The organism is Pseudomonas frederiksbergensis, assembly GCF_001952935.1.
GTDB classification, from domain to species: Bacteria; Pseudomonadota; Gammaproteobacteria; order Pseudomonadales; family Pseudomonadaceae; genus Aquipseudomonas; species Aquipseudomonas frederiksbergensis.
On the sequence record NZ_CP018319.1, the window covers coordinates 4,047,020 to 4,069,474 of the forward strand.

Consider the following 22,455-nt stretch of genomic DNA (forward strand, 5'->3'; position numbering starts at 1 on the left):
CGTGCATTGAGCCACGCTCAACGCACAATGACGCCGGGAGAGATTTAAAGGTCTCTGGCAGACTCTTTTTTCTGTCCATCTGGTTAATAATCGACAGCCTGATTTTTCGCCCCGGCGCCGCTTGTTTCGCGAGCAAGCCGGGGCTTTGTTTTGACTGTCGAGTGACTGCCATGTCCTGTTTTGTCGAGAAAGTCCTGTGAGCGCCACCCGGCGCAGCGCCGATGGGTTCGCCCTGCAAGTGATGATTGGGTTGTGCCTGATCTGGGGTGTTCAGCAGGTGATGATCAAGTGGGCGGCGCCAGACATCGCACCGGTCATGCAGGCCGCCGGGCGCTCGGGTATTTCCGCGTTGCTCGTAGGATTGTTGATCTGCTGGAAGGGCGGTTGGGATCAAGTGGGCAACACCTGGCGCGGTGGACTACTGGCTGGCGCGCTTTTTGGCCTGGAGTTCTTCTTCATTTCCGAAGGCCTGCAACTGACCACGGCCGCGCATATGTCGGTGTTCCTTTACACCGCGCCGATCTTCACCGCATTGGGCGTTCATTGGCTGTTACCGAGTGAGCGTTTAAGGCCGGTCCAGTGGCTGGGGATTTTTCTCGCCTTCGTCGGGATCGCCATCGCCTTTGCCGGTGGGGTCTCGTGGGACAACCTCGATCACCGCATGTTGATGGGCGATGCGCTAGGCGTGCTGGCTGGCGCGTCATGGGGAGCAACCACGGTGGTGGTGCGCGCCTCTCGCCTGTCGGAAGCGCCGGTGACCCTGACACTGTTCTATCAATTGATTGTCGGTTTCGTTGGCCTGTTGCTGATCGCGATCCTCAGCGGCCAGGTCACTCACGTCAGCCTGACCACCGTGGCGGTGGCCAGTGTGTTGTTTCAGGGATTGGTGGTGTCGTTCTTCAGTTACCTGACTTGGTTCTGGTTGTTGCGCCGTTATCTGGCGGCGAATCTGGCGGTGTTTTCGTTCATGACGCCGCTGTTCGGCGTCACGTTCGGCGTGGTGCTGCTGGGCGAAGAGCTGAGCGTCAACTTTGTTGTCGGCGCGGTGCTGGTGTTATTGGGCATCACCTTTGTCAGTGCTGAGCAGTGGGTGCGCCGTCGCTTGCGCAAAGCCCTTGGGCAGAGCTGACCGGGCGCAGTAACAGACCGCCAGCGACAATCAATCCGCTACCGGCGAACACCAGCGCGGGCTGCAGTCCACCGCTGAAGTGGCTGCTCAATGCGGCCAGCAACGGCCCGGCGAGTTGGCCCACGGCAAAGCATGCCGTCAGCAACCCGGCGTTGCGCTGGGTGGCGTGGGGCGCCAGTTCCCGGGAACGTTGCATCACCAGCTGCATGCAGGCCAGGAACGGCGTGCCGCAAAGGATCACGCCCAACGCCAGGCCTGGGCCGCTGCCCAACAAGCAGGCGAAGACCCCGGCGGCTTGCAGCCACAATGTCGCCATCAGCCAATAACGAGTGCCATGTGGGCGTTGTCGACGCAGACTTACCAGCACCACCCCGATGGCCGAAGCAAGACCAAAGCAAGGCCAGAACAAATCGGCCAGCCATTGGCCATGGAACTGCGCGTTGGCCATTTGCGAGAGGAAAGTGGCCGGAATGATGTAGCCCAAACCGTAAAGCCCATAGACCACGCCTAAACGGCCGATGCCATGATTGCCCGAGCCAGCGACGCTGGGAGCGGCGGTCACGGTTGTGGCCGGTCGCGGCAGGAACGGCAGAATCCCCAGCAGCATTGCCAGCCCTACGCCGGCATATACCAGCCACAAGGCTGCAGACGTCTGCCCCAGAAGGTTCGATCCCAAGGCCAGCAAACCCGTCAGAAAAATCCCCAAACCCGGTCCGGCAAATACCAGGGCGCCAAGCCGTGGGCGTCCGGCCGCCGCGGCCAGTGGCTGGCTCAACGCAGTGATCATCACCAGCACCCAGGCACTGGCCACCCCGGTGCCGAACCGCAGCACCAGATGGGACCAAAAGCCGTTGGCCCAGAACGAAGCCAACGTCAGCAATACACAGAGCCATAAACCGCCCAGCAACCGTCGACGCACTTGCTCGGGACGGCGAGAGAACATCGCGTCCACTGCACCAATGAAATAGCCGAGGTAGTTGGCCGCGGCAATCAGACCGGCGGCGGTCAGGTCGATCTGACCTTCGCTGAGCAGGTGCGGCAACTGCGGCGTGAGGGCGAAACGCCCGATGCCCATGGCCATCATCAGGGCGATGAAACTGGCGAGCAAGCGAATCAGAGGAGGCATGGTCTGAATTTCAGCTGAGGATTAATGACCGTCAGGCTAGGACTGATTGACTTTCTTTTAAAATGAATAATAGTGAGTAACTTGTTCTGGTTTGGAGAAAGGTTTGGAATTCAGCCAATTGCGGATTTTCCAGGCAGTAGCGGAGGAAGGTTCCATCACCCGCGCTGCCGAACGCCTGCACCGGGTGCCATCAAATCTGTCGACCCGGCTTAAACAGCTCGAAGAACAACTCGGCGTAGAACTGTTCGTGCGTGAACGTCAGCGTTTGCAGTTGTCTCCTGCGGGAAAAGTCTTGCTGGACTACACCGCCAAGCTGTTCAATCTGCGCGACGAAGCTCAAGCGGCGGTGCAGGGTGGGCAGCCTGCCGGGGACTTCGTGCTCGGCACCATGTACAGCACGGCGGCGATTCATCTGCCAGGGTTGTTGGCGCGTTATCACCGCACTTACCCGGCGGTGAACCTGCAAGTGCAGTCCGGGCCAAGTGGCGAATTGCTTGAAGGTTTGCTCACCGGGCGTCTCGATGCGGCGCTGGTGGACGGTCCGCTGGAGCTGGCCGGGCTCGACGGCGTGCCGTTGTGCGACGAACGGCTGGTGCTGATCAGTGAGGCCGATCACCCACCGATCCTCAGCGCGCTGGATGTGGAAGGGCGGTCAGTGTTCACTTTTCGGCAGGGATGTTCCTACCGCATGCGCCTGGAAGCCTGGTTCTCCCATTACCACGCGGCCATGGGCCGGGCGATGGAAATCGAGTCTTATCCGGGGATGCTTGCCTGCGTGATCGCAGGCTCAGGCGTGGCGCTGATGTCGGTGTCGATGCTCGCCAGCCTGCCGGGCCGCGAAAGCGTGGCGGTGCATCCGTTGGTCGAGCCATTTGCCAGTGCCACCACGTGGCTGATGTGGCGCAAAGGCATGGTGGGGGCGAACTTGAATGCCTGGCTTGAACAGCAACAATTGGTCTATCCGTCTGCGCCGAGTCAGGCTCGGGAGATGGCTTGAACTATCGGTCAGGTATTTTGATCAATTCAGTAACAGATCATTGCGACTTTGGGCGAGCATTGCGTAGGACTTCGGACTATTATCAGTGCGAAGTGGCTACAGAATTTTGGTCACTCGGCACTACCCTGAAGGGGGCACCATGAAAGAGAAAATCCAAAACTGGCTGCACGATCTGGGTGTTGCACTCGGTTTGATCGAACCACCTCTGCAACCTGTGCCTATTCGCACCGACGACGAACAACGCCGACGCCAGCAGCGCCGCCGGTAACTATCGGCCTGGTTGTGGCGAGGGAATTTATCCCCGTCGGGCTGCGAAACAGCCCCCAGACCATCAACCGGGTTGAATCTAGTTTCCAGCGTCAGTCGATTTGCGACTGCTTCTCAGCCGGACGGGGATAAATCCCCTCGCCACAGGACGGCGTGTCCACTGGTTAATACTGATTAGCAACCGGCGACACACCCCGCATCAGGCGTGCAAGCGCTGCCACTCGTCAATCATCGTGCGCAAATACTCCCCGGAAAAGCTCCCGAAGTGCCCGCCGTGCACCGTGCGGATCGACAACTCGCGCAAACGTTGCAAGCTGCGGGCGTAGTCGTCGAGGTCGGAATGGTAGGCGTCTTCGATCAGCGGCCCGTCGTAGATGATGTCGCCGCTAAACAGGGTCTCGGTCGCCGCTTCGTAAAGGCTGATCCCACCCGGTGAATGCCCTGGTGTGTGCAGTACTTGCAACACGCGGTTGCCCAGATCCAGCACGTCACCTTCTTCGATCAAACCTGTGGCCGGTGCAGCTTTGACCCGATACTCGGCGTAGCACAACGGGCAATCCGGGTGCGCCTCGAACATTTCATCGCCGACAAACGCCGCGCTCAAGGTGTTTTCACCGTTCGGTGACGCGAGGATCTGCGCTTCAGCCGGATGCACCAGTCGTTCGGGGAATTCGTGATGCCCGGCGATGTGGTCGAAATGGCAATGACTGGCCACGGCGACCAGCGGCCGTTCGGTGATCCATGGCAGTTGCTCGCGCAGGCTGACCAGCCCGGAGCCGCTGTCGAGCAGCAGGTCCTTGTCGCGGCCCTGAATGTGCCAGAGGTTGCAGCGATAGAAGGGGCGGATGTAAGGCTCGTGAATCAATCGAATGTCGTCACTGAGCTGTTTCACCTCAAACCACTGATCGCGAGAAACAATCTTCATCAAAGGTTTTCTCCAGACGAAAAAAAACGGGTGTGGCAACCGACGCCACACCCGTCGAAGAAAGCATCAAGTCGTTATGGAAAGCTTAGGCGGCGCTGGCCACCCCTGCCGGGCGACGGGACAGCAAGCTGACCACCACGAAACTCACCAGGCCTACGCCGAGGCTGTAGTAGATCGGGGTGTTGGCGTCCATACCGTCCTTGAACATGAACACCAGTGCGGTGGCGAAGCCCAGCGCCATGCTGGTGATCGCACCGGACGTCGTGGCGCGTTTCCAGTAAATGGCACCCATCAACGGGATCAGCATGCCGCCCACCAACAGGTTGTAGGCCAGGGTCAGTGCGCTGATCACATCATTGACCACCAGAGCGATACCCAATACGGCGATGCCGGTCAGCAGGGTAAACAGGCGATTGACGCTTACGTTCGATTGTTTGCCGCCGCGCAGTTTCGGCAGCAGATCTTCGGTCAGGGTCGTGGATGCGGCGAGCAGGCCGGCGCTGGCGGTGGACATCATGGCCGCCAGTGCCGCAGCGATGACCAGCCCCCGGATGCCGTCCGGCAAGGACACTTTGACGATGGCGGCAAAGGCATTGTTGACGTTGTCCAGATCCGGAATGAGCACATGAGCAGCCATGCCGATCAGCGCACACACCAGGCCATAGACAATGCAGTAAATCCCGGCCGATGTACCGGCGTACCTGGCGACTTTTTCGCTTCGTGCGGTGAACACCCGTTGCCAGATGTCTTGACCGATCAGGATGCCGAAGAAGTAGATCAGGAAGTACGTAATGATGGTGTCCCAGCCGATGCTGGTGAAGTTGAAGCTGGCGGCCGGCAATTGGGCAACCAGTTGATCCCAGCCACCGACACGGTACAGGCAGATCGGCAGCAACAGGAACATCAGACCCACGGTCTGGATCCCGAACTGGACGATGTCGGTCAGGGTCAGGGACCACATGCCACCGATGGTCGAGTAAATCACCACCACACCGCCGCCGAGCAGCACCGAGAGCCAGAACGGCAGACCGAAAAGCACTTGCAGCACGGTGCCGATCGCCAGGATCGAGGTCACACCGATCATCAGCGCATAGGCCAGCATGATGGTTGCGCTCGCGGTACGAGCCATCGGGTTGTAACGCTTTTCCAGCACCTGGGTAACGGTGAAAACCTTCAGCTTCAGCAGCGGTTTGGCGAGGAACAGGTTCAGCGCGACGATCCCGCAACCCAGGGCGGCGCACAGCCAGAAACCGGAGATGCCATGAACGTAGCCCAGACGCACGGTGCCGACGGTGGATGCACCGCCCAGAACGGTAGCGGCCATGGTGCCCATGTAGAGACCAGGGCCGAGGTTGCGACCGGCGACCAAATAGTCTTCGTGGGTCTTGGCCTTGCGCATGCCGTAGTAGCCGAGTACCAGCATCGCGGCGGCGTAGATGAGTACGACGAATAAATCCAAAGCCATGATGGCGTGTCTCCGATTGTCTTTTTTATGGTGAAACAAAGGTGGTTCTGTGGACCGGCCCCTGTGGGAGCGAGCCTGCTCGCGATAGCGATTTATCAGTCACATCAATGTCGGATGTGCCGCAGTCATCGCCGGCAAGCCGGTCTCGCTCCCACAGGGGTGTCGGTGTCAGGCGGGCTGACGTAGTTCAGGTTTTGCCATGGTGCTTGCACCCTTGCTGCGTGGATCGTTTGGGCCAAACACCGCGGCCGATTCCGGGAACAGGCTCAGCAGCGTCAGGTACACCACGGACGCCAGGCCAAGTGTGACCGGCAGGCTGATGTCGATGCCGCCGGCCAGTTCGCCGAGCGGACCCACGAACTGTCCAGGCAGGTTCACAAAGCACAAGCCCACCGCGGCACTCGGGATCCAGGCACCCAGACCACGCCAGTTCCAGCCGTGCGTGAACCAGTAGCGACCACCTTTCTCGCCGCGGGTGAACACTTGCAGGTCATCCGGGCAGTAGAAGCCGCGACGCACCAGCAGACCGATGATCATGATCACCATCCATGGGGTGGTGCAGGTGATGATCAGCACGGCGAAGGTCGACACGCTCTGCACCAGGTTCGCCGCAAAGCGCCCGATGAAGATGAAAGCAATCGACATCACACCGATCAGCAGCGTGGCCTTGACTCGTGACAGCACACGAGGGAACACGCTGGACATGTCCAGCCCGGTGCCATACAGCGAGGTGGTGCCGGTGGACATGCCGCCGATCACCGCGATCAGGCACACCGGCAGGAAGAACCAGCTCGGTGAAACCGCCAGCAGACCGCCGACGTAGTTGTTGGCGGCGATGTAGTCCGGCGCCTTGATCGCTACGATGGTGGCGGTGGCGAGGCCGAACAGAAACGGGATGAAGGTCGCGATCTGCGAGATCACCACGGCGGCCATGATCCGGCGCTTGGAGGTGTCACGCGGGATGTAGCGCGACCAGTCACCGAGGAACGCACCGAAGGAAATCGGGTTGCTCATCGCCACCAGCGCCGCGCCGATGAAGGCGGCCCAGAAACCCGGTTGGCCCATGCTGACGGAGCCGGCGTAATTCACATCGAACGGCCCTGCGAAGGCGAAGATGCCCAGCAGAAACAACAGGCTGGCGCTCCACACGGCGATCTTGTTGACCCACAGCAGGAAGCGGAAACCGTAGATGCACACCGTCAGCACCAGGATTGCGAACAGACCGTAGGCCAGGCCCAGGGTCAGGTCGGTTTCCGGCAGGCCGATCAGCCGTTTGGCGCCACCGATCAACGCGTCGCCCGAACTCCACACCGAGAGCGAGAAGAAGGCGATGGCGGTCAACAACGACAGAAACGAACCGATGATCCGCCCGTGCACGCCGAAGTGTGCACCGGAAGACACGGCATTGTTGGTGCCATTGATCGGGCCGAACAGGCCCATTGGCGCGAGGATCAGCGAACCCAGCAACACGCCTAGCACAATCGCCCAGACGCCCGCCTGGAAAGACAGGCCGAACAGGACCGGGAAACTGCCGAGCACGGCGGTGGCAAAAGTATTGGAACCACCGAAGATCATCCGGAACAAATCCGTCGGGCCTGCGGTGCGCTCACTGTCCGGGATCTGTTCGACCCCGTGGGTTTCGATTTGCGTAAGGCTTTGGTCTTTGTTGTTGTTATTCATGATCAGCTCCGATCATAAAGGCGCGCTCATCGTGTGTGAGCGTCACCTGTTTGGCTAAGGGGGTGGCAGCCCTTCCGGCATCGCGGACAAATGTTCGTGGCAGGCCAGCCATAGGCCTTGTTGTTGTCGGCGAAACACAATGGTCTCGCGCTCCTGGCTGAAGTGTTGCTCCCCTTGCATGCGCAGCTCGGTGGCCACGTCATGGATGAAAATCGCCACGTCACCCTGCAGGCTGACGAAGGCGTTGCTTGAAGTACACGAAAGCACTTCGAAGCCATCCTCCGAGCGCCAGGTGTCCCACAACGCCTGATAGGCATCGCGCGACAGCAGGGGCTGCTCGAGGGTGTAGAACACGAAGCTGGCGTCGGTGCTGAAGGCGCCGAAGTAAGCTTCGCGATCGTTACGGGCAAAGGCGGCTACCAGATTGGCAGCGGCCTGGAGTACCTGATCACGTTCGTTCATGACCGATCCTCAGCGGTGGACCACGCCAGGCAGTACGCAGAGCATTTCGTACAGCAGGTTGGCGGCCAGCAGCGAGGTGTTGCCGGTGGTGTCGTAAGCGGGCGAGACTTCTACCAGATCGCAGCCGACCAGGTCGAGGCCTTGGCAGCCGCGAACGATTTCAATTGCCTGAATGGTCGTCAGACCACCGATTTCCGGGGTGCCGGTACCTGGCGCCCAGGCGGGATCGATGCCATCGATGTCGAAACTCAGGTACACCGGACCGCCGCCGACTTTCTCGCGAACTTCGGCCATCAGCGGGGCCAGGGATTTGTGCCAGCACTCTTCGGCCTGAACCACACGGAAGCCCTGGTTGCGGCTCCAGTTGAAGTCGTCTGCGGTGTAGCCCTGAGCGCGCAGGCCAATCTGCACCACGCGGTCGCAATCCAGAAGACCTTCTTCGACAGCACGACGGAAGGTGGTGCCGTGGGCGATTTTCTCGCCGAACATGTGATCGTTCACATCGGCGTGAGCGTCGATGTGCACCAGGCCGACCTTGCCGTGTTTCTTATGAATCGCACGCAGGATGGGCAGGGTGATGGTGTGGTCGCCGCCGAGGGTCAGGGGGATCACATTGTGTTCGAGGATCTTGTGGTAGGACTCTTCGATGATCCGTACCGCGTCCAGCAGGTTGAACGTGTTGATCGCTACGTCACCGATGTCGGCAACCGACAGCGAGTCGAACGGTGCAGCGCCGGTGGCCATGTTGTACGGGCGAATCATCACCGATTCGGCGCGGATTTCGCGAGGCCCGAAACGGGTGCCTGGGCGCAGGGAAGTGCCGATGTCCAGCGGGACGCCAACGAAGGCAGCATCCAGACCGGCAGCGGTTGGCACATGGGGAAGTCGCATCATGGTGGCGATGCCGCCGAAGCGCGGCATTTCATTGCCGCCCAGTGGTTGGTGAAGAATCTTGTCCACGGGTAAGGCCTCATCGTCGTTGTTTTATTTATGTCGGTTGCGCAGGTCGGGGAGACGCAGGCACCGCTGTGGGGCGATTCTGCGAAATGTAGTGGCCGGGAAGAATCGCTACGGGCAAATACTTAGTTCAGATTTTTCTAAACTAATGAGGATGGCGACGATAGACTTCTGCGCATGATCGTTCCCACGCTCCGCGTGGGAATGCATCCACGGACGCTCCGCGTCCCGCTATTTCGTGTAAGTGACGCAGAGCGTCACGGGCTGCATTCCCACGCAGAGCGTGGGAACGATCAAATATTGCTGGAGATCCTCATGGCCAACGCATTACCCGACCTGAAACTGTTGCGCATCTTCGTCAGCGTGGTTCGCCATCAGGGGTTCGCCAACGCCCAGCAAGAGCTCAACCTCTCGACCTCGGCCATCAGCACTTACATGAGCCAGCTCGAAGCAGCCCTCGGCCTGGTCCTCTGCCATCGCGGCCGCGGTGGTTTCAGCCTGACCAGCAAAGGCGAACTGTTCCATCAGGAAACCCTGCGCCTGCTCGGCGAACTCGAAGGCTTCGAGCAATACGCCGCCGCCCTCAAAGGCGAACTGCGCGGCACCTTGAACCTCGGCGTCATCGACTCCACCGTCAGCGACAAGGCCTTGCCGTTTGCCGAAGCCATTGGCGCCTACAGCCAGGAACACCCGGCCGTGCATTTGCATTTGTCGGTCATGAGCCCTTACGAACTGCAACTCGGCGTGCAGGACAACCGCCTCGACCTGGCCATCGGCGCGTTCTCCACGCGCATGAGCGGTTTGGTCTATATGCCGCTGTATCGCGAACAACACTGGTTGTATTGCAGCAGCCGCCATCCGCTGTTCACCGAACGGCGCATCCCCGAGCAAGTCATTACGCAGCAACGCATGGTTGGCCGCGGCTACTGGAGCCAGGCAGAACTGGCACGTCACGGCTTCAAGCACAGCGCGGCGACGGTGGAAAGCATGGAGGCGCAGCTGATCCTGGTGCTGTCGGGCGCCTACATCGGTTACTTGCCGGAGCATTACGCGCAGGCCTGGGCCGACAAGGGCGATTTGCGGGTGCTGCTGCCGGCGACCTTCGGCTATCAGGCGCCGTTTTCGATGATCGTGCGTCGTGGTCGCAGCCGCGAGCCGTTGATCCAGACCTTTCGCGATTTGCTCAAAGCACAACTGAATCAGGCCGCTTAACGGAAACACAAGTCATGTCCAGAATCCAATGTCCGCGCTGCCTGCGTCCGCACACTCACTGTTTGTGCCCACTGATTCCGAGCCTCGACAGCCGCACCCGAGTACTTCTGTTGCAGCACCCAAGCGAAGTGAACCATGCGCTGAACACGGCGCGGTTGGCGGCGTTGGGGTTGAAGAATGCCGAGTTGATCGTTGGCGAGGTGTTCGAGGCTTTGCCAGCGCTGTTGAATCAACCGGGTTATCAGGCGCGGCTGCTGTTTCCTGCCGATGATGCGCAGCCATTGCAGGCCTACGCGGCAAATGATCTGCCGTTATTGCTGGTCGTCCCCGACGGCACCTGGCGCAAGGCGCGCAAGATGCTGCACCTCAACCCGCTGCTGGCGGCGCTGCCGAGGGTGACGTTGGCGCAGGGGGCGGTGTCGAGATATCGATTGCGCAAGGCACCAGGGCCGGGGGCGTTGTCGACGGTGGAGGCGATTGTTCAGGCGCTGCAGACCCTTGAAGCACCGACCTCGTTCGAACCGTTGTTAAAACCGTTCGAAGCGTTGATCGAGGGGCAGATTGCGGCGATGGGGGAGGAGACCTTTCGACGCAATCATGGGCCGAAATAGTCGTTGTGATTGAGGGCCTCATCGCGAGCAAGCCCGCTCCCACATTTGATCGCATTTCTCCTGGAGGAACTCGGTCGAATGTGGGAGCGGCGGTGCGACGATTCGACTTGCTCGCGAAGACGGTAGAACAATCACAGAAAATCCCGGCCAGAGACTAACGTTCGCGCATCGCCTCGGTCCGGGCTTTAAGCACCGGTTTCAGCAGATAATCCAGCACGCTCTTCTCCCCGGTGATGATGTCCACCGTCGCCACCATCCCGGGAATGATCAGCAACGGTTTCACATCCCCGCCCAAGTGATTCTTATCCGTCCTCACCTGAATCAGGTAGAAGCTGTTGCCCTTGTCATCGGTAATCGTGTCCGCGCCAATCAACTCCAGTTTCGCGGTCAATCCTCCATAAATCGTGTAGTCATAAGCACTGAACTTGACCATGGCTTTTTGGCCCGGGTGCAGAAACGCCACGTCCTGCGGCCGGACCTTGGCTTCGATCAGCAAGTTGTCTTCAATGGGCACGATTTCCACCATGTCGCTGCCCGGCTGGACCACGCCGCCGATGGTGTTGACCTTCAGCACTTTGATAATCCCATGCACCGGCGACACCACCGTGGTGCGGGTTACGCGGTCATCGATAGCAATGCTCGATGCGGTGATTTTCGACAGGTCGGTGCGTTTTTCATTCAGCTCTTTCGCCGCGTCGGAGCGGAAGGATTGTTCGGACTCGTCAATCTTGCTTTTGATCTCATTGATCGCCGATTCCGCACGGGGAATCGCCAGGGTCGTGGCGTTCAATGAACCGCGAATCTCCACCGCGCTACGTTTGAGTCGCAAGATTTCCACCGGCGAAACCGCCCCGCTGCCCACCAGCGGCGCGGACATGTTCATCTCTTGCTGCAGCAGCGCCAGGCTTGAACTGTATTGGCCCTGTTTCGAGCGGAACTCGGCAAGTTCCTGGGCTTTTTGCCGAAGTTGCTCACTCAGGGTGCGCTGTTCGCTGGCCAGTCGACGTTGCCGTTGTTCGTACAGCGAGCGTTCGTCCTCGGCCACTTGCGGTGCCTTGGCGATCACTTCGGGGGACAGCTTGAACGGCCGGCCTTCCGCTTCGGCCGACAGCCTTTCGACTTGAGCGGTCAGCGCATAACGGTCGGCCTCGCTTTCGCCCTTGTTCGACAGGAATCGAGTGTCATCGAGGCGCAGCAGGGTGTCGCCCTTGTTCACCATTTGCCCTTCACGAACGAAGATTTCAGTGACGATGCCGCCCTCCAGGTTCTGGATCACTTGAACCTTGCTCGACGGAATCGCCTTGCCTTCGCCCATGGTCACTTCCTGCAGCACCGCGAACCTGGCCCAGACCACCGCCGTGATAATCAGCGCAGCGGCCAGCCACACGGTGATCCGCGACCAGCGTGGTGAATCCTGCAATGAGGCGCCCGCAGTTTCCGGCATGAATTCGCTTTCGGCGCTTTTGCTGAAACTGCCGAAGTAGCCGCGCGGTTTCGAATTGGACGAGGTGTCGGACGATGAACGCGCCATGGCCAGCTCCTAAACCGTCGCAGAGCCGACACGGCCCTTGCGCAGTGCATCGATGACCACTTCTTTCGGGCCGTCGGCGACGATCCGCCCGTTGTCCAGCACCACCAGCCGATCCACCAGGCTGAGCATCGAGGTGCGGTGGGTCACCAGCAGCAGGGTTTTGCCCTGGACCCAGCGGTGGAGTTTTTGCCGCAGAACGTCTTCGCTGCTGTTGTCCATGGCGCTGGTGGGTTCGTCGAGCAACATGATCGGCGGATCCAGCAACAAGGCGCGGGCCAGCAACACTGCCTGGCGTTGCCCGCCGGACAGCAGTTGTCCGCGTTCACCCACTGGCCGGTCGAAACCTTGCGGATGCTGACGGGCCAGCTCGGTGACCCCGGTCAGTTCGGCGACTTCGAGCATCCGTGCATCGCTGATGTAGCGTGCGCCGAGGGTCAGGTTGTCGCGCAAGCTGCCGGCCAACAGCGGCAGGTCATGGGCGACGTAACCGATTTGCTGGCGCAGGTCGGCGACATCCAGTTGCCGCAGGTCCAGGCCATCGAGCAGCAGTTGGCCTTCTTCGGGGGCGTAGAACCCCATCACCAGCCGCGCCAAGGTACTTTTGCCCGAGCCGCTGCGGCCGATGATGCCGATCCGTTCACCGGGTTTCACGCTGAAGCTGATGTTGGCCAGGGCCGGCGCGTTCTGGCCGTTGTAGTGGAACGTCACATTGCTGACGTCTATCGCGCCTTGCAGTTGCGTGCGTTCCAGCGGCCGTTGCCTGGCGTCGCGCTCCTGTGGCAAGGACATCAGCGCATCGGTGCTTTTCATGGTCAGTTGCGCTTGCTGATAGCGCGTGATCAAACCGGCAATCTGCCCCAGCGGCGCGAGTACCCGGCTGCCGAGCATGTACGTCGCGACCAGCGCGCCGACGCTGAGGTTGCCGGCGATGATGCTGTAGACCCCGGCGACGATGGTCGCCATGCCGCAGAATTGCTGGATGAACAGCGTGCCGTTGGTGGCCAGCGCCGAGAGGTTGCGCGCATGGCTGTCGAGGCGGGTGAGGGCGCCGTGGGTGCTTTCCCATTTGTGCTGGCGTTCGCTTTCGGCACTGCAGGCCTTGAGGGTTTCCAGGCCGCCGAGGGTTTCGATCAGCAGCGCCTGGCGTTCGGCGCCCAGGGCCAGGCTTTTCTGAACGGTGTCGCGCAGGCGGACCTGGATCACCATCGCGAAGATGATCGTGAGCGGAAACGCCAGTAACGGAATCACCACCAGCCAGCCACCGAGCAGGCCGATCACTACCAGCATCAGCACGGCAAAGGGCAGGTCGATCAGGCTGGTGAGGGTCACGGCGGTGAGGAATTCCCGCAGACCCTGGAAGTCATGAATGCTTTGGGCGAAACCACCAATGGTCGCCGGCCGGGCTTTCATCGCCATGCCGGTGATGCGTTCGAACAACGTGGCGGAAAGGATCACGTCGGTTTTCTTCCCGGCGGTGTCCAGCAGGTGCGCGCGCACCACCCGCAATACCAGTTCGAAACCGGTGCCGATCAGCAAGCCGATCGACAGCACCCACAACGTCGACGTGGCCTGGTTCGGCACCACCCGGTCGTAGGTCTGCATCACGAACAGCGGCACCATCAGCCCCAGCAGGTTGATCAGGAAACTCGCCAGAATCGCGTCGCTGTACAGCCACTTCGACAACTTCAAGGTGTCGCGAAACCACGCCTCAACCCGTGGCACCAAGGGCGAGCGCAAGTCTTCCAGTTCATGCCGTGGCCGGGCGAACAAGGCCTGGCCGCTGTAATTCTCGGCCAGTTCATCCCTGCTGACCCATTGTTCACCGCCATCGGCTTCGCTCGGCAATATCAACAGCTGCCCGTCATCGCCGAAGCGTCGCAGAATGGCCGTTCGGCCGTTGTTGAGGATCAGCATTATCGGCAGGTTGAGGGCGCTAATGTCCGCCAGTTCACGACGCAGCAATCGCGCCTGCAAACCGGCCCGGGCCGCTGCGCGAGGCAGCAGGTCCAGGCTCAAGCGTTGTTTGTGCAGGGGCAGCCCGGCACTCAGGCTGGCGCGACTGACTGTCGCGCCGTGGAGTTTGCAGAGGATCAACAGACCATCCAGAAGCGGGTCATCGAAGCTCAGACGCGGATCGACACCCCTGTTGCCGGGTTCCATGCTGGTCACATTGATCTCTCCATAGACCTACTTCAGTTCAGGCAGACGGGCTTCGTTTTTTACTTCCGTGGAGGCGATCGCATCGGCGGGCAATACCACCCGTTGTTTACTCAGCAACTGACCCATGTTCGCCAGCACGCGGTACATCGAGAACTCCTCGGTGTAGCGCACTTCGGTATAGCGGCGGTTGGCGTTGTAGAGCTCGTTTTCACTGTCCAGCAGGTCGAGCAGGGTGCGTTGGCCTAGGCCGAACTGGTCCTGATACGCCACGCGCACGCGTTGGCTGGTATCGGCATATTCGCGGGCAGTCGGGGTTTGTTTCTTGGCGTTGACCATGGCGTTCCAGGCCAGGTGAATGTTCTCGTTGAGTTGGCGCAGGGCATTGTTGCGGATGTCCATCGCCTGGTTGATCTGGTGCGCATCGGAAGCCAGGCGAGCCTTGTCGCTGCCACCGCGGAACAGGTTGTAGTTCATCACGATGCCGACTCGCCATTCGTTGTCATGGCCTTCATCGCCCTGCACGTTGTTGTTGGCACCCACGGCGGCTTCGGCGTCGAACCGAGGGTAGAACGGCGACTTGGCGACTTCGTACTGGCTCTCGGCTGACTGCACATCGGCCTGGGCGGATTTCAGGTACGGGTTGTTTTCCACCATGCTTTGCTGGGCTTCCTGCAAGGTGGCGGGCAGTTCGCCGCGGGTCGAGGGCGGGGTTTCTAGCTCATCGGGCAGGCGCCCCACGACGGCGTAGAAGTTCGATTCGGCATCCGCCAGATCGACTTCAGCGGTATCGAGGTTGTTTTGTGCCAGTGCCCGGCGAGCGACGGACTGGTCGGAGTCGGCGGTGCTGCCGATACCACGCTCGGTGCGCAGGCCGATCTGATCGTTGACCCGCATGTGAGCTTGCAGATTGTTCTTGGCCAAGGTCACCAGCTCGCGGCGCTTGAGCACTTCGAGGTAGACCTCGATGGTACGCAGGGCCAGATCCTGAGCGGTGCCCTGAGCGTAATAGGCCCGGGAATTGACCACGCCTTTGGTGCGCTGGACTTCGTTGGCGGTATTGAAGCCATCGAAGAGCATCTGCCGCAGACGCAATTCCGATTGGGTGTAGGTGAGGATTTCGGTGTGGTGATTACCGAGTGCCCGGGTGCTGGTGTTATCGCTGTACCCGCGCCCGTACGCGGCATTCAGATCAACCGATGGATAAAATCCTCCCTTGGCGACTTTCACTTGTTCATCGGCCGAAAGGCGGCTGTCTACGCGCGAGGCCAGCTCCGGGTGGGTCGCGATGGTGCTCTGGATCGCCTCCGTCAATGACATGGCCTGAGCTTGAGAAGCGCAGGCCATGGCCAGCAGAATTGCGCTGCAGAGGGGGGTTAATACGCGCATGGGTGCCTCTCCCTGATTCCTAATGATGCTTATTAGTCGCCAAATATTTGACGACATTTATAGTGAAAACCGTTTCATGCTTGTAACAACAGAGCTAAGAACATTTTGGGGAAAACCATAGAAGAATTTCTCATAAGGCTTATGCCAAAAAAAACTTATGCGCTCCGAAAAATCCAGCACATTGTTCACTGCGAAAGCCCTTGATTTACGAGCGTTAGGGCGCTCATCGGGGCTTGAGGAAAGTTCCAGACCAACAATCGATAAAGGGCGGGGAAGTGCTGGAGGGGAGGGAAGCGGACAGTTTTTAGGTGACGGTTTTTTGTCACCTTGATGAATCAAAACTGTTACGCATCGCTCAAAAGGCGACTTGTTGTGCAAGAGGATCCCGATGCCATTGATTGCAGAGGGTTTTTATCCCGCAGCAGACACGTCGCCCGCGAGCGGCACGCTTGGCGAGAACGGCGCCAGGGCAGCGGCTTACTCGACGTAACCGCGCCCGCAGGTGATTTCGCCAGGCAACCCGTTGTAGCCAGGAGCACGTTCTTCGCAAAAACAGGATGCCGACAGTGGTTGGCAGCGGAGGAAGTGCACATGGCTACGCTCATCGGTACTGTCAGTAAGGTCATTGGTCAGGTGTTTGCGCAGGCGAGCGATGGCACCCGACGCGCGCTGATCGAAGGGGACCGGTTGTTCGCCGGCGATCAACTGGTCACCGGTGCCGAAGGCGCGGTGGCGGTTCATCTGCACAATGGCCAGGAACTGACACTTGGGCGCGGCAGCAGCATGGAGATGACGCCTCAGCTTCTCGCCAATCAGCCCTCCCCTGTAAAGCCCCCTGAACCGGTGACGCCGACCCACGCGCAATTGAGCGATGTCGAGCGCCTGCAAAAAGCAATCGCCGCTGGCGACGACCCGACCCAGACGGCTGAAGCCACGGCGGCCGGACCGGGTTCGACCGGCGCACCCGGTGCACTGGGCGGGGGCCACTCGTTCGTCATGCTTGAAGAGGTGGGCGGGCGGGTCGATCCGACGATTGGTTTTCCTACTGCGGGCTTCAACGGTATTCCCGAGTTTCCCCTGGCACGGCGGGAGGGAGATCCGGACAACGGAGATAACGGCGACGTCGGCGCTGGTGCTGGTGCTGGTGCTGGTGCTGGTGGTTCAGGTGGCTCCGGAGGGACAGGCGTTCTTCCCGTAACACCCGTTGTTCCAGATGTGCCGAACAATCCGGTGACCCTCACCGGCCTGTCGGTGGCAGGGGGCGAACTGACCCTCAATGAGGCCAATCTGGCCGACGGTTCGGCACCCAACCCTGGGGCACTGACCAAGTCCGGCACGTTCAGCGTGTCTGCGCCTGACGGGTTGACCAGCCTGAGCATCGGCGGGCTCAACGTGATCAGCGGTGGCGTTGCCGCAGGCTTGCCGCAATCGATCACCACCCCGTTGGGCAACACCCTGACCGTCACCGGCTACAACCCGGCCACGGGGGTTGTGAGTTACAGCTACACCCTCAACGACAATGAAGACCACCCGGCCGGTGACGGCACCAACACCCTCAGCGAACACTTCCCCGTGGTGGCCGGCGACAGCAATGGCGATACCACCACCGGTTCCCTGGACGTCAACATCACCGACGACGTGCCCAAGGCGGTCGATGACAACAATGCCAACAACGCGTCGGAAACCCTGGTGACCCTGGCCGGCAGTGTGCTGCCCAACGACGTTCAAGGCGCTGACCGCATTCCTGCCGGACCCGAGAGCGGGCCAGTGGTTGGCGGCACGTTCAATGGTAAATACGGCACCCTGGTGCTCAACGCCAACGGCACCTACACCTACACCCTGAACACCAGCGACGCCGACTTCAAAGCCTTGCACGCAGGTGGCAGCGGGACCGAAACCTTCACCTACACCCTGACCGATGCCGATGGCGACACCAGCACTGCCAAGCTTGTGCTGAACATCCATAACAACGATGACCCGGTCACGATTGGCGGACTGAACGTTGAGGGCGGCGAACTCACTGTCTACGAAAAAAACCTCAGTTACGGCACCGACCCTGATACCCAGGCCCTGACCCAGAGCGGCACCTTCACCGTCAACGCACCGGATGGCCTGCAATCCCTGACCGTGAGCGGCGTTGCGGTGGTCAGCGGTGGAGTGGCGGCAGGTTTCCCGCTATCGGCCACTACCTGGACGGGCGCCACCTTCACCATCACCGGTTACGACCCGGCCACGGGCGTGGTGAGCTACAGCTACACCCTGAATTACGACAGCGACCACCCCACTGCCAACGGCGCCAACAGCCTCTATGAGAACTTCGACGTCGTCGCCACCGATATCGACGGCAGCACGGCGACCGGGCAAATCAACATCAACATCGTCGATGACCTGCCGACCGCCAACCCCGATGCGGTCTCGGTCGCAGAGGGCGGCATCATCAGCGGCAGCGTGTTGGGGAATGACGTCACCGGCGCCGATGGTCCCGCAGCAGGGGGCGCGGTGGTTGGCGTGCGTGCCGGTTCCGACACCTCGACTCCGGTCATCGGCGGCCTCAACAGCCAGATCAACGGCACCTACGGTTACCTGACGCTGGAAGCCAATGGCAACGCCGTCTATCACAGCAACCCGAACGTCGTCAGTGGCCCCGGCGCGACCGACGTGTTCACCTACACCATCCGCGATGCCGACGGTGACCAAAGCACCACCACCATCACCATCGACGTACACAACAGCAGCATCAGAGCGGTCAGCGACAGCGACGTGACCGTCTACGAAAAAGCCCTCGACCTGAACAAGGATGGCCAGGACCTGGCGCCCGGCACCGTTACCGGCAGCCTGCCGGGTAATACCGGCGAAACCGCCAGTGGCACCCTGGTCGGTTCGGTCAGCGGCGCGGTCGGCGCGATCACCTACAGCCTGGTCGGCAGTGCCACCGGCACCTTCGGGCAAATCCTGCTCAATCCCGATGGCTCCTACACCTACACGCTGACGTCGGCGCCCAGCACCACGCCGAACGCCAACGACGGGCCGAACATCGTCAGTGAAAGTTTCACTTACAAAGCCACCGACGCCTTGGGCAACAGCACCACCAGCACCATCGTGGTCAAGATCGTCGATGACCTGCCGACGGCTCATGCCGACGAGGCTTCGGTCGCCGAAGGCGGTATCGTCAGTGGCAACGTGTTGTGGAACGACATCGGCGGCGCCGATGGCCTCGCCGTCGGTGGCGCGGTGGTCGGCGTGCGCGCCGGTTCCGACACCTCGTCCCCGGCCGTGGGCGGCCTCAACACTCAGATCAATGGCACCTACGGTTACCTGACCCTGGACGCCTACGGCAACGCCGTCTACCACAGCAACCCGAACGCCGTCAGCGGCCCCGGCGCGACCGACGTGTTCACTTACACCATCCGCGATGCCGACGGTGACCAAAGCACCACTACCATCACCATCGACGTGCTCAACAGCTGCATCACGGCGGTCAGCGACAACGACGTGACCGTCTACGAAAAAGCCCTCGACCTGAACAAGGACGGCCAGGACCTGGCGCCCGGTACCGCCACCGGCAGCCTGCCGGGCAACACCGGCGAAACCGCCAGTGGCACCCTGGCCGGTTCGGTCAGCGGCGCGGTCGGCGCGATCACCTACACCCTGGTCGGCAGCGCCACCGGCACCTTCGGGCAAATCCTGCTGAATCCCGATGGCTCCTACACCTACACGCTGACGTCGGCGCCCAGCACCACGCCGAACGCCAACGACGGGCCGAACATCGTCAGTGAAAGTTTCACTTACAAAGCCACCGACGCCTTGGGCAACAGCACCACCAGCACCATCGTGGTCAAGATTGTCGATGACCTGCCCACTGCTCATGCCGACGAGGCTTCGGTCGCCGAAGGCGGCGTCGTCAGCGGCAACGTGTTGTGGAACGACATCGGCGGCGCCGATGGCCTCGCCATCGGTGGCGCGGTGGTTGGCGTACGCGCCGGTTCCGACACCTCGACCCCGGCCGTGGGTGGTCTCAACACTCAGATCAACGGCACCTACGGTTACCTGACGCTGGACGCCAACGGCAACGCCGTCTACCACAGCAACCCGAACGCCGTCAGCGGCCCTGGCGCGACCGACGTGTTCACCTACACCATCCGCGATGCCGACGGTGACCAAAGCACCACCACCATCACCATCGACGTGCTCAACAGCTGCATTACGGCGGTAAGTGACAGCGACGTGACCGTCTACGAAAAAGCCCTCGACCTGAACAAGGACGGTCAGGATCTGGCGCCCGGTACCGTCACCGGCAGTCAGCCGGGCCTCACGGCTGAAACCGCCAGTGGCACCCTGGCCGGTTCGGTCAGTGGCGCGGTCGGCGCGATCACCTACACCCTGGTCGGCAGCGCCATCGGCACCTATGGGCAAATCCTGCTCAATCCCGATGGCTCCTACACCTACACGCTGACCTCGGCGCCCAGCACCACGCCGCACGCCGACGATGGCGAGAACACCGTCAGCGAGAGCTTCACCTACAAAGCCACCGATTCCTTGGGGCACTCCACCACCAGCACCATCGTGGTCAAGATCGTCGATGACCTGCCGACCGCCAACCCCGATGCGGCCTCGGTCGTGGAGGGCGGTATCGTCAGCGGCAACGTGCTGGCGAACGACTTCGGCGATGCCGATGGCATTGGGGTGGTCGGTGTGCGGGCCGGTTCCGACACTTCGACCTCAGCCATCGGCGGTCTGAACAGCCAGATCAACGGCACCTACGGTTACCTGATGCTGGATGCGGCGGGCAACGCGGTTTACCACAGCAACCCGGACGCCGTGAACGGTCCCGGTGCGACCGACGTGTTCACCTACACCTTGCGCGATGGCGATGGCGACGAGAGGACCACCACCATCACCATCGACGTGAACAATAGCTGCATCATCGACAACGGCGGCGACCAAAACCCAATCATTGCGAACGCGCCACCCGTGGCGGTCGATGACCACATCATCACCAACGTGCTGTCGGGCAACATCGTGGTACCGCAAGCGTTGCTGCTGGCCAATGACACCGATGCGGATAAGGATCCGCTCACCGCATCGCCAACCTCATTCAATACCGGTTGGATTGCCAAAGGCGCGGACTTCACCGGCACCAATCAAAACTTCAGCTTCACCGGCGGTAACGAGCAGGCGGTGACCCTCGCCCGCAGTGCATTCGTCGCCAACACGGCAGCCATGACGGCGGTGCTGGTGGTCAGCGGGGCGCTGGGAGCGGTCAACAACACTCACGATCAGGACCACATCAGCGTCGACCTCAAACAGGGTGAAACCCTCAACCTGAATCACAATCTGCCAGCCGCTCATGTCGCCATGGAGTACTCGATCAACGGCGGCGCATGGATCGCCCTCGCGGACGGGCAAACCCTCACCGCAACGTCGGACAGCACCTACCAGATCCACATCACCAACACCGACAACCCTGGCCCGGGCAACAGCGGGAAGGGCGCAGAAAACTACCAACTGACCATGACCGTCAACTACGCCGGCGCCCACGACATCGCGCCAGATGCCCACGGCACTTACACCGCCAACGACAGCCATGGCGGCAGCGACAACGCCGCGGTCACCATCACCTATCAGGACGGCCACACCCTCACCGGTACGGCGGGCGACGATGTACTGGTGGCGGGCGCCGGTAATAACGTGATCAATGCCGGCGACGGCGACGACGTACTCACCGCCGGTTCCGGCAACAACGAAATGCACGGCGACGCCGGCAATGACTTGCTGTACAGCGGTGCGGGCAACGACCTGCTCGACGGCGGCACCGGCGTCGACACCGCGAGCTATGCCCACGCCACCGCCGGGGTTACGGTCAATCTGGGCGTGCTCGGTGCGCAAAACACCGGGGGCGCCGGGACCGACACCCTGACCGCGATCGAAAACCTGACCGGTTCCAGCTTCAACGACAGCCTCACCGGCGACAACAACAGCAACATCATCAATGGCGGCCTGGGTGAGGACATGCTCAACGGTGGGGGCGGCGACGACTTCCTCATTGGCGGCCTGGGCAACAACACCCTCACCGGCGGCAGCGGTGCCGACACCTTCCAGTGGCTCCAAGGCAACAGCGGCCACGACGTGGTCACCGACTTCACGCCGGGCATCGACAAACTCGACCTGTCGCAACTGCTGCAAGGGGAAAACAGCACCGCGGCGTCGCTGGATGACTACCTGCACTTCAAAGTCACCGGCAGCGGCGACTCACTGGTCACCAGCATCGACGTCAGCGCCATGGCGGGCGCCGCGCCGAACCAGACCATCGACCTGGCGGGTGTGAACCTGGCCAGCCATTACGGCGTAACGCCGGGGGCGGGTGGGGTGATTGCAGGGGGGCAGGATACGGCGACGATTATCAACGGGATGTTGAATGATCATTCGTTGAAGGTGGATACGGTGTGATCTGACGGCTGAAACGACAAAACCCGCGATCCCGGTGATAGGGGATTGCGGGTTTGATCGTTCCCACGCTCTGCGTGGGAATGCCTCTCCGGACGCTCCG

The 22,455-nt window shown here is 61.1% G+C and carries 15 protein-coding genes; 6 read left to right on the plus strand and 9 right to left on the minus strand.

The features are described 5' to 3' along the window. The first annotated feature begins 196 nt into the window (after positions 1–196). Entirely contained in the window at positions 197–1,129 is a 933-nt protein-coding gene (locus PFAS1_RS18920; RefSeq protein WP_076030115.1) for a DMT family transporter, read from the plus strand. On the opposite strand, the gene PFAS1_RS18925 is transcribed toward PFAS1_RS18920, so the two are convergent. After that, positions 1,074–2,255 (minus strand): MFS transporter, encoded by a 1,182-nt coding sequence (locus PFAS1_RS18925; protein ID WP_076030116.1) that lies wholly within the window; start codon positions 2,253–2,255, stop codon positions 1,074–1,076. The genes PFAS1_RS18920 and PFAS1_RS18925 overlap by 56 nt on opposite strands. 103 nt (positions 2,256–2,358) lie before the next feature. On the opposite strand from PFAS1_RS18925, the gene ptrR reads away from it, so the two are divergent. Next, a complete protein-coding gene (gene ptrR / locus PFAS1_RS18930; protein ID WP_076030117.1) occupies positions 2,359–3,252 on the plus strand; it encodes a putrescine utilization regulator PtrR in 894 nt (297 codons plus the stop codon). Between the two features lie 139 nt (positions 3,253–3,391). Continuing rightward, entirely contained in the window at positions 3,392–3,520 is a 129-nt protein-coding gene (locus PFAS1_RS30165; protein WP_007914492.1) for a PA1414 family protein, read from the plus strand. A 198-nt stretch (positions 3,521–3,718) separates the two neighbouring features. Here the strand turns inward: PFAS1_RS30165 and PFAS1_RS18935 are convergent, their stop codons facing one another. The 5 genes from PFAS1_RS18935 to speB all read right to left on the minus strand — a co-directional run bounded on the left by PFAS1_RS18935 (position 3,719) and on the right by speB (position 9,011). Then, positions 3,719–4,444 carry an MBL fold metallo-hydrolase gene (locus PFAS1_RS18935; protein WP_076030118.1) on the minus strand — a complete coding sequence of 242 codons (726 nt, stop codon included), beginning with the start codon at positions 4,442–4,444 and terminating at the stop codon, positions 3,719–3,721. An 85-nt stretch (positions 4,445–4,529) separates the two neighbouring features. Continuing rightward, the gene (locus PFAS1_RS18940; RefSeq protein ID WP_076030119.1) at positions 4,530–5,909 is read right to left on the minus strand and encodes a sodium:solute symporter family protein; all 1,380 of its coding nucleotides are present in this window, start codon (positions 5,907–5,909) and stop codon (positions 4,530–4,532) included. A gap of 168 nt (positions 5,910–6,077) precedes the next feature. Continuing rightward, positions 6,078–7,589, minus strand: coding sequence for a purine-cytosine permease family protein (locus PFAS1_RS18945; RefSeq protein WP_076030120.1), 1,512 nt, complete (start codon positions 7,587–7,589; stop codon positions 6,078–6,080). A 54-nt stretch (positions 7,590–7,643) separates the two neighbouring features. After that, positions 7,644–8,051, minus strand: a complete 408-nt coding sequence (locus tag PFAS1_RS18950; protein ID WP_076030121.1) for a YybH family protein — start codon at positions 8,049–8,051, stop codon at positions 7,644–7,646. Between the two features lie 9 nt (positions 8,052–8,060). Next, positions 8,061–9,011: an agmatinase gene (gene speB / locus PFAS1_RS18955; RefSeq protein WP_076030122.1), complete on the minus strand. Its 951-nt coding sequence runs from the start codon at positions 9,009–9,011 to the stop codon at positions 8,061–8,063. Between the two features lie 312 nt (positions 9,012–9,323). Here speB and PFAS1_RS18960 point away from each other — a divergent pair, with 312 nt between their 5' ends. Further along, positions 9,324–10,220, plus strand: a complete 897-nt coding sequence (locus PFAS1_RS18960) for a LysR family transcriptional regulator (protein ID WP_008153227.1) — start codon at positions 9,324–9,326, stop codon at positions 10,218–10,220. A 14-nt stretch (positions 10,221–10,234) separates the two neighbouring features. Beyond that, entirely contained in the window at positions 10,235–10,831 is a 597-nt protein-coding gene (locus tag PFAS1_RS18965) for a tRNA-uridine aminocarboxypropyltransferase (protein WP_076030123.1), read from the plus strand. 154 nt (positions 10,832–10,985) lie between these two features. On the opposite strand, the gene PFAS1_RS18970 is transcribed toward PFAS1_RS18965, so the two are convergent. The 3 genes from PFAS1_RS18970 to PFAS1_RS18980 are packed head-to-tail and all read right to left on the minus strand — an operon-like array spanning position 10,986 to position 15,908. Then, complete coding sequence (locus PFAS1_RS18970; RefSeq protein WP_074874415.1) at positions 10,986–12,362, minus strand: HlyD family type I secretion periplasmic adaptor subunit; 1,377 nt, start codon at positions 12,360–12,362, stop codon at positions 10,986–10,988. A gap of 9 nt (positions 12,363–12,371) precedes the next feature. Then, the gene (locus tag PFAS1_RS18975) at positions 12,372–14,531 is read right to left on the minus strand and encodes a type I secretion system permease/ATPase (protein ID WP_076030124.1); all 2,160 of its coding nucleotides are present in this window, start codon (positions 14,529–14,531) and stop codon (positions 12,372–12,374) included. A gap of 18 nt (positions 14,532–14,549) precedes the next feature. Beyond that, positions 14,550–15,908, minus strand: a complete 1,359-nt coding sequence (locus PFAS1_RS18980) for a TolC family outer membrane protein (protein WP_074874419.1) — start codon at positions 15,906–15,908, stop codon at positions 14,550–14,552. Positions 15,909–16,499: 591 nt separating this feature from the next. On the opposite strand from PFAS1_RS18980, the gene PFAS1_RS18985 reads away from it, so the two are divergent. Further along, positions 16,500–22,355, plus strand: a complete 5,856-nt coding sequence (locus tag PFAS1_RS18985) for a retention module-containing protein (protein ID WP_076030125.1) — start codon at positions 16,500–16,502, stop codon at positions 22,353–22,355. Positions 22,356–22,455 lie beyond the last annotated feature (100 nt).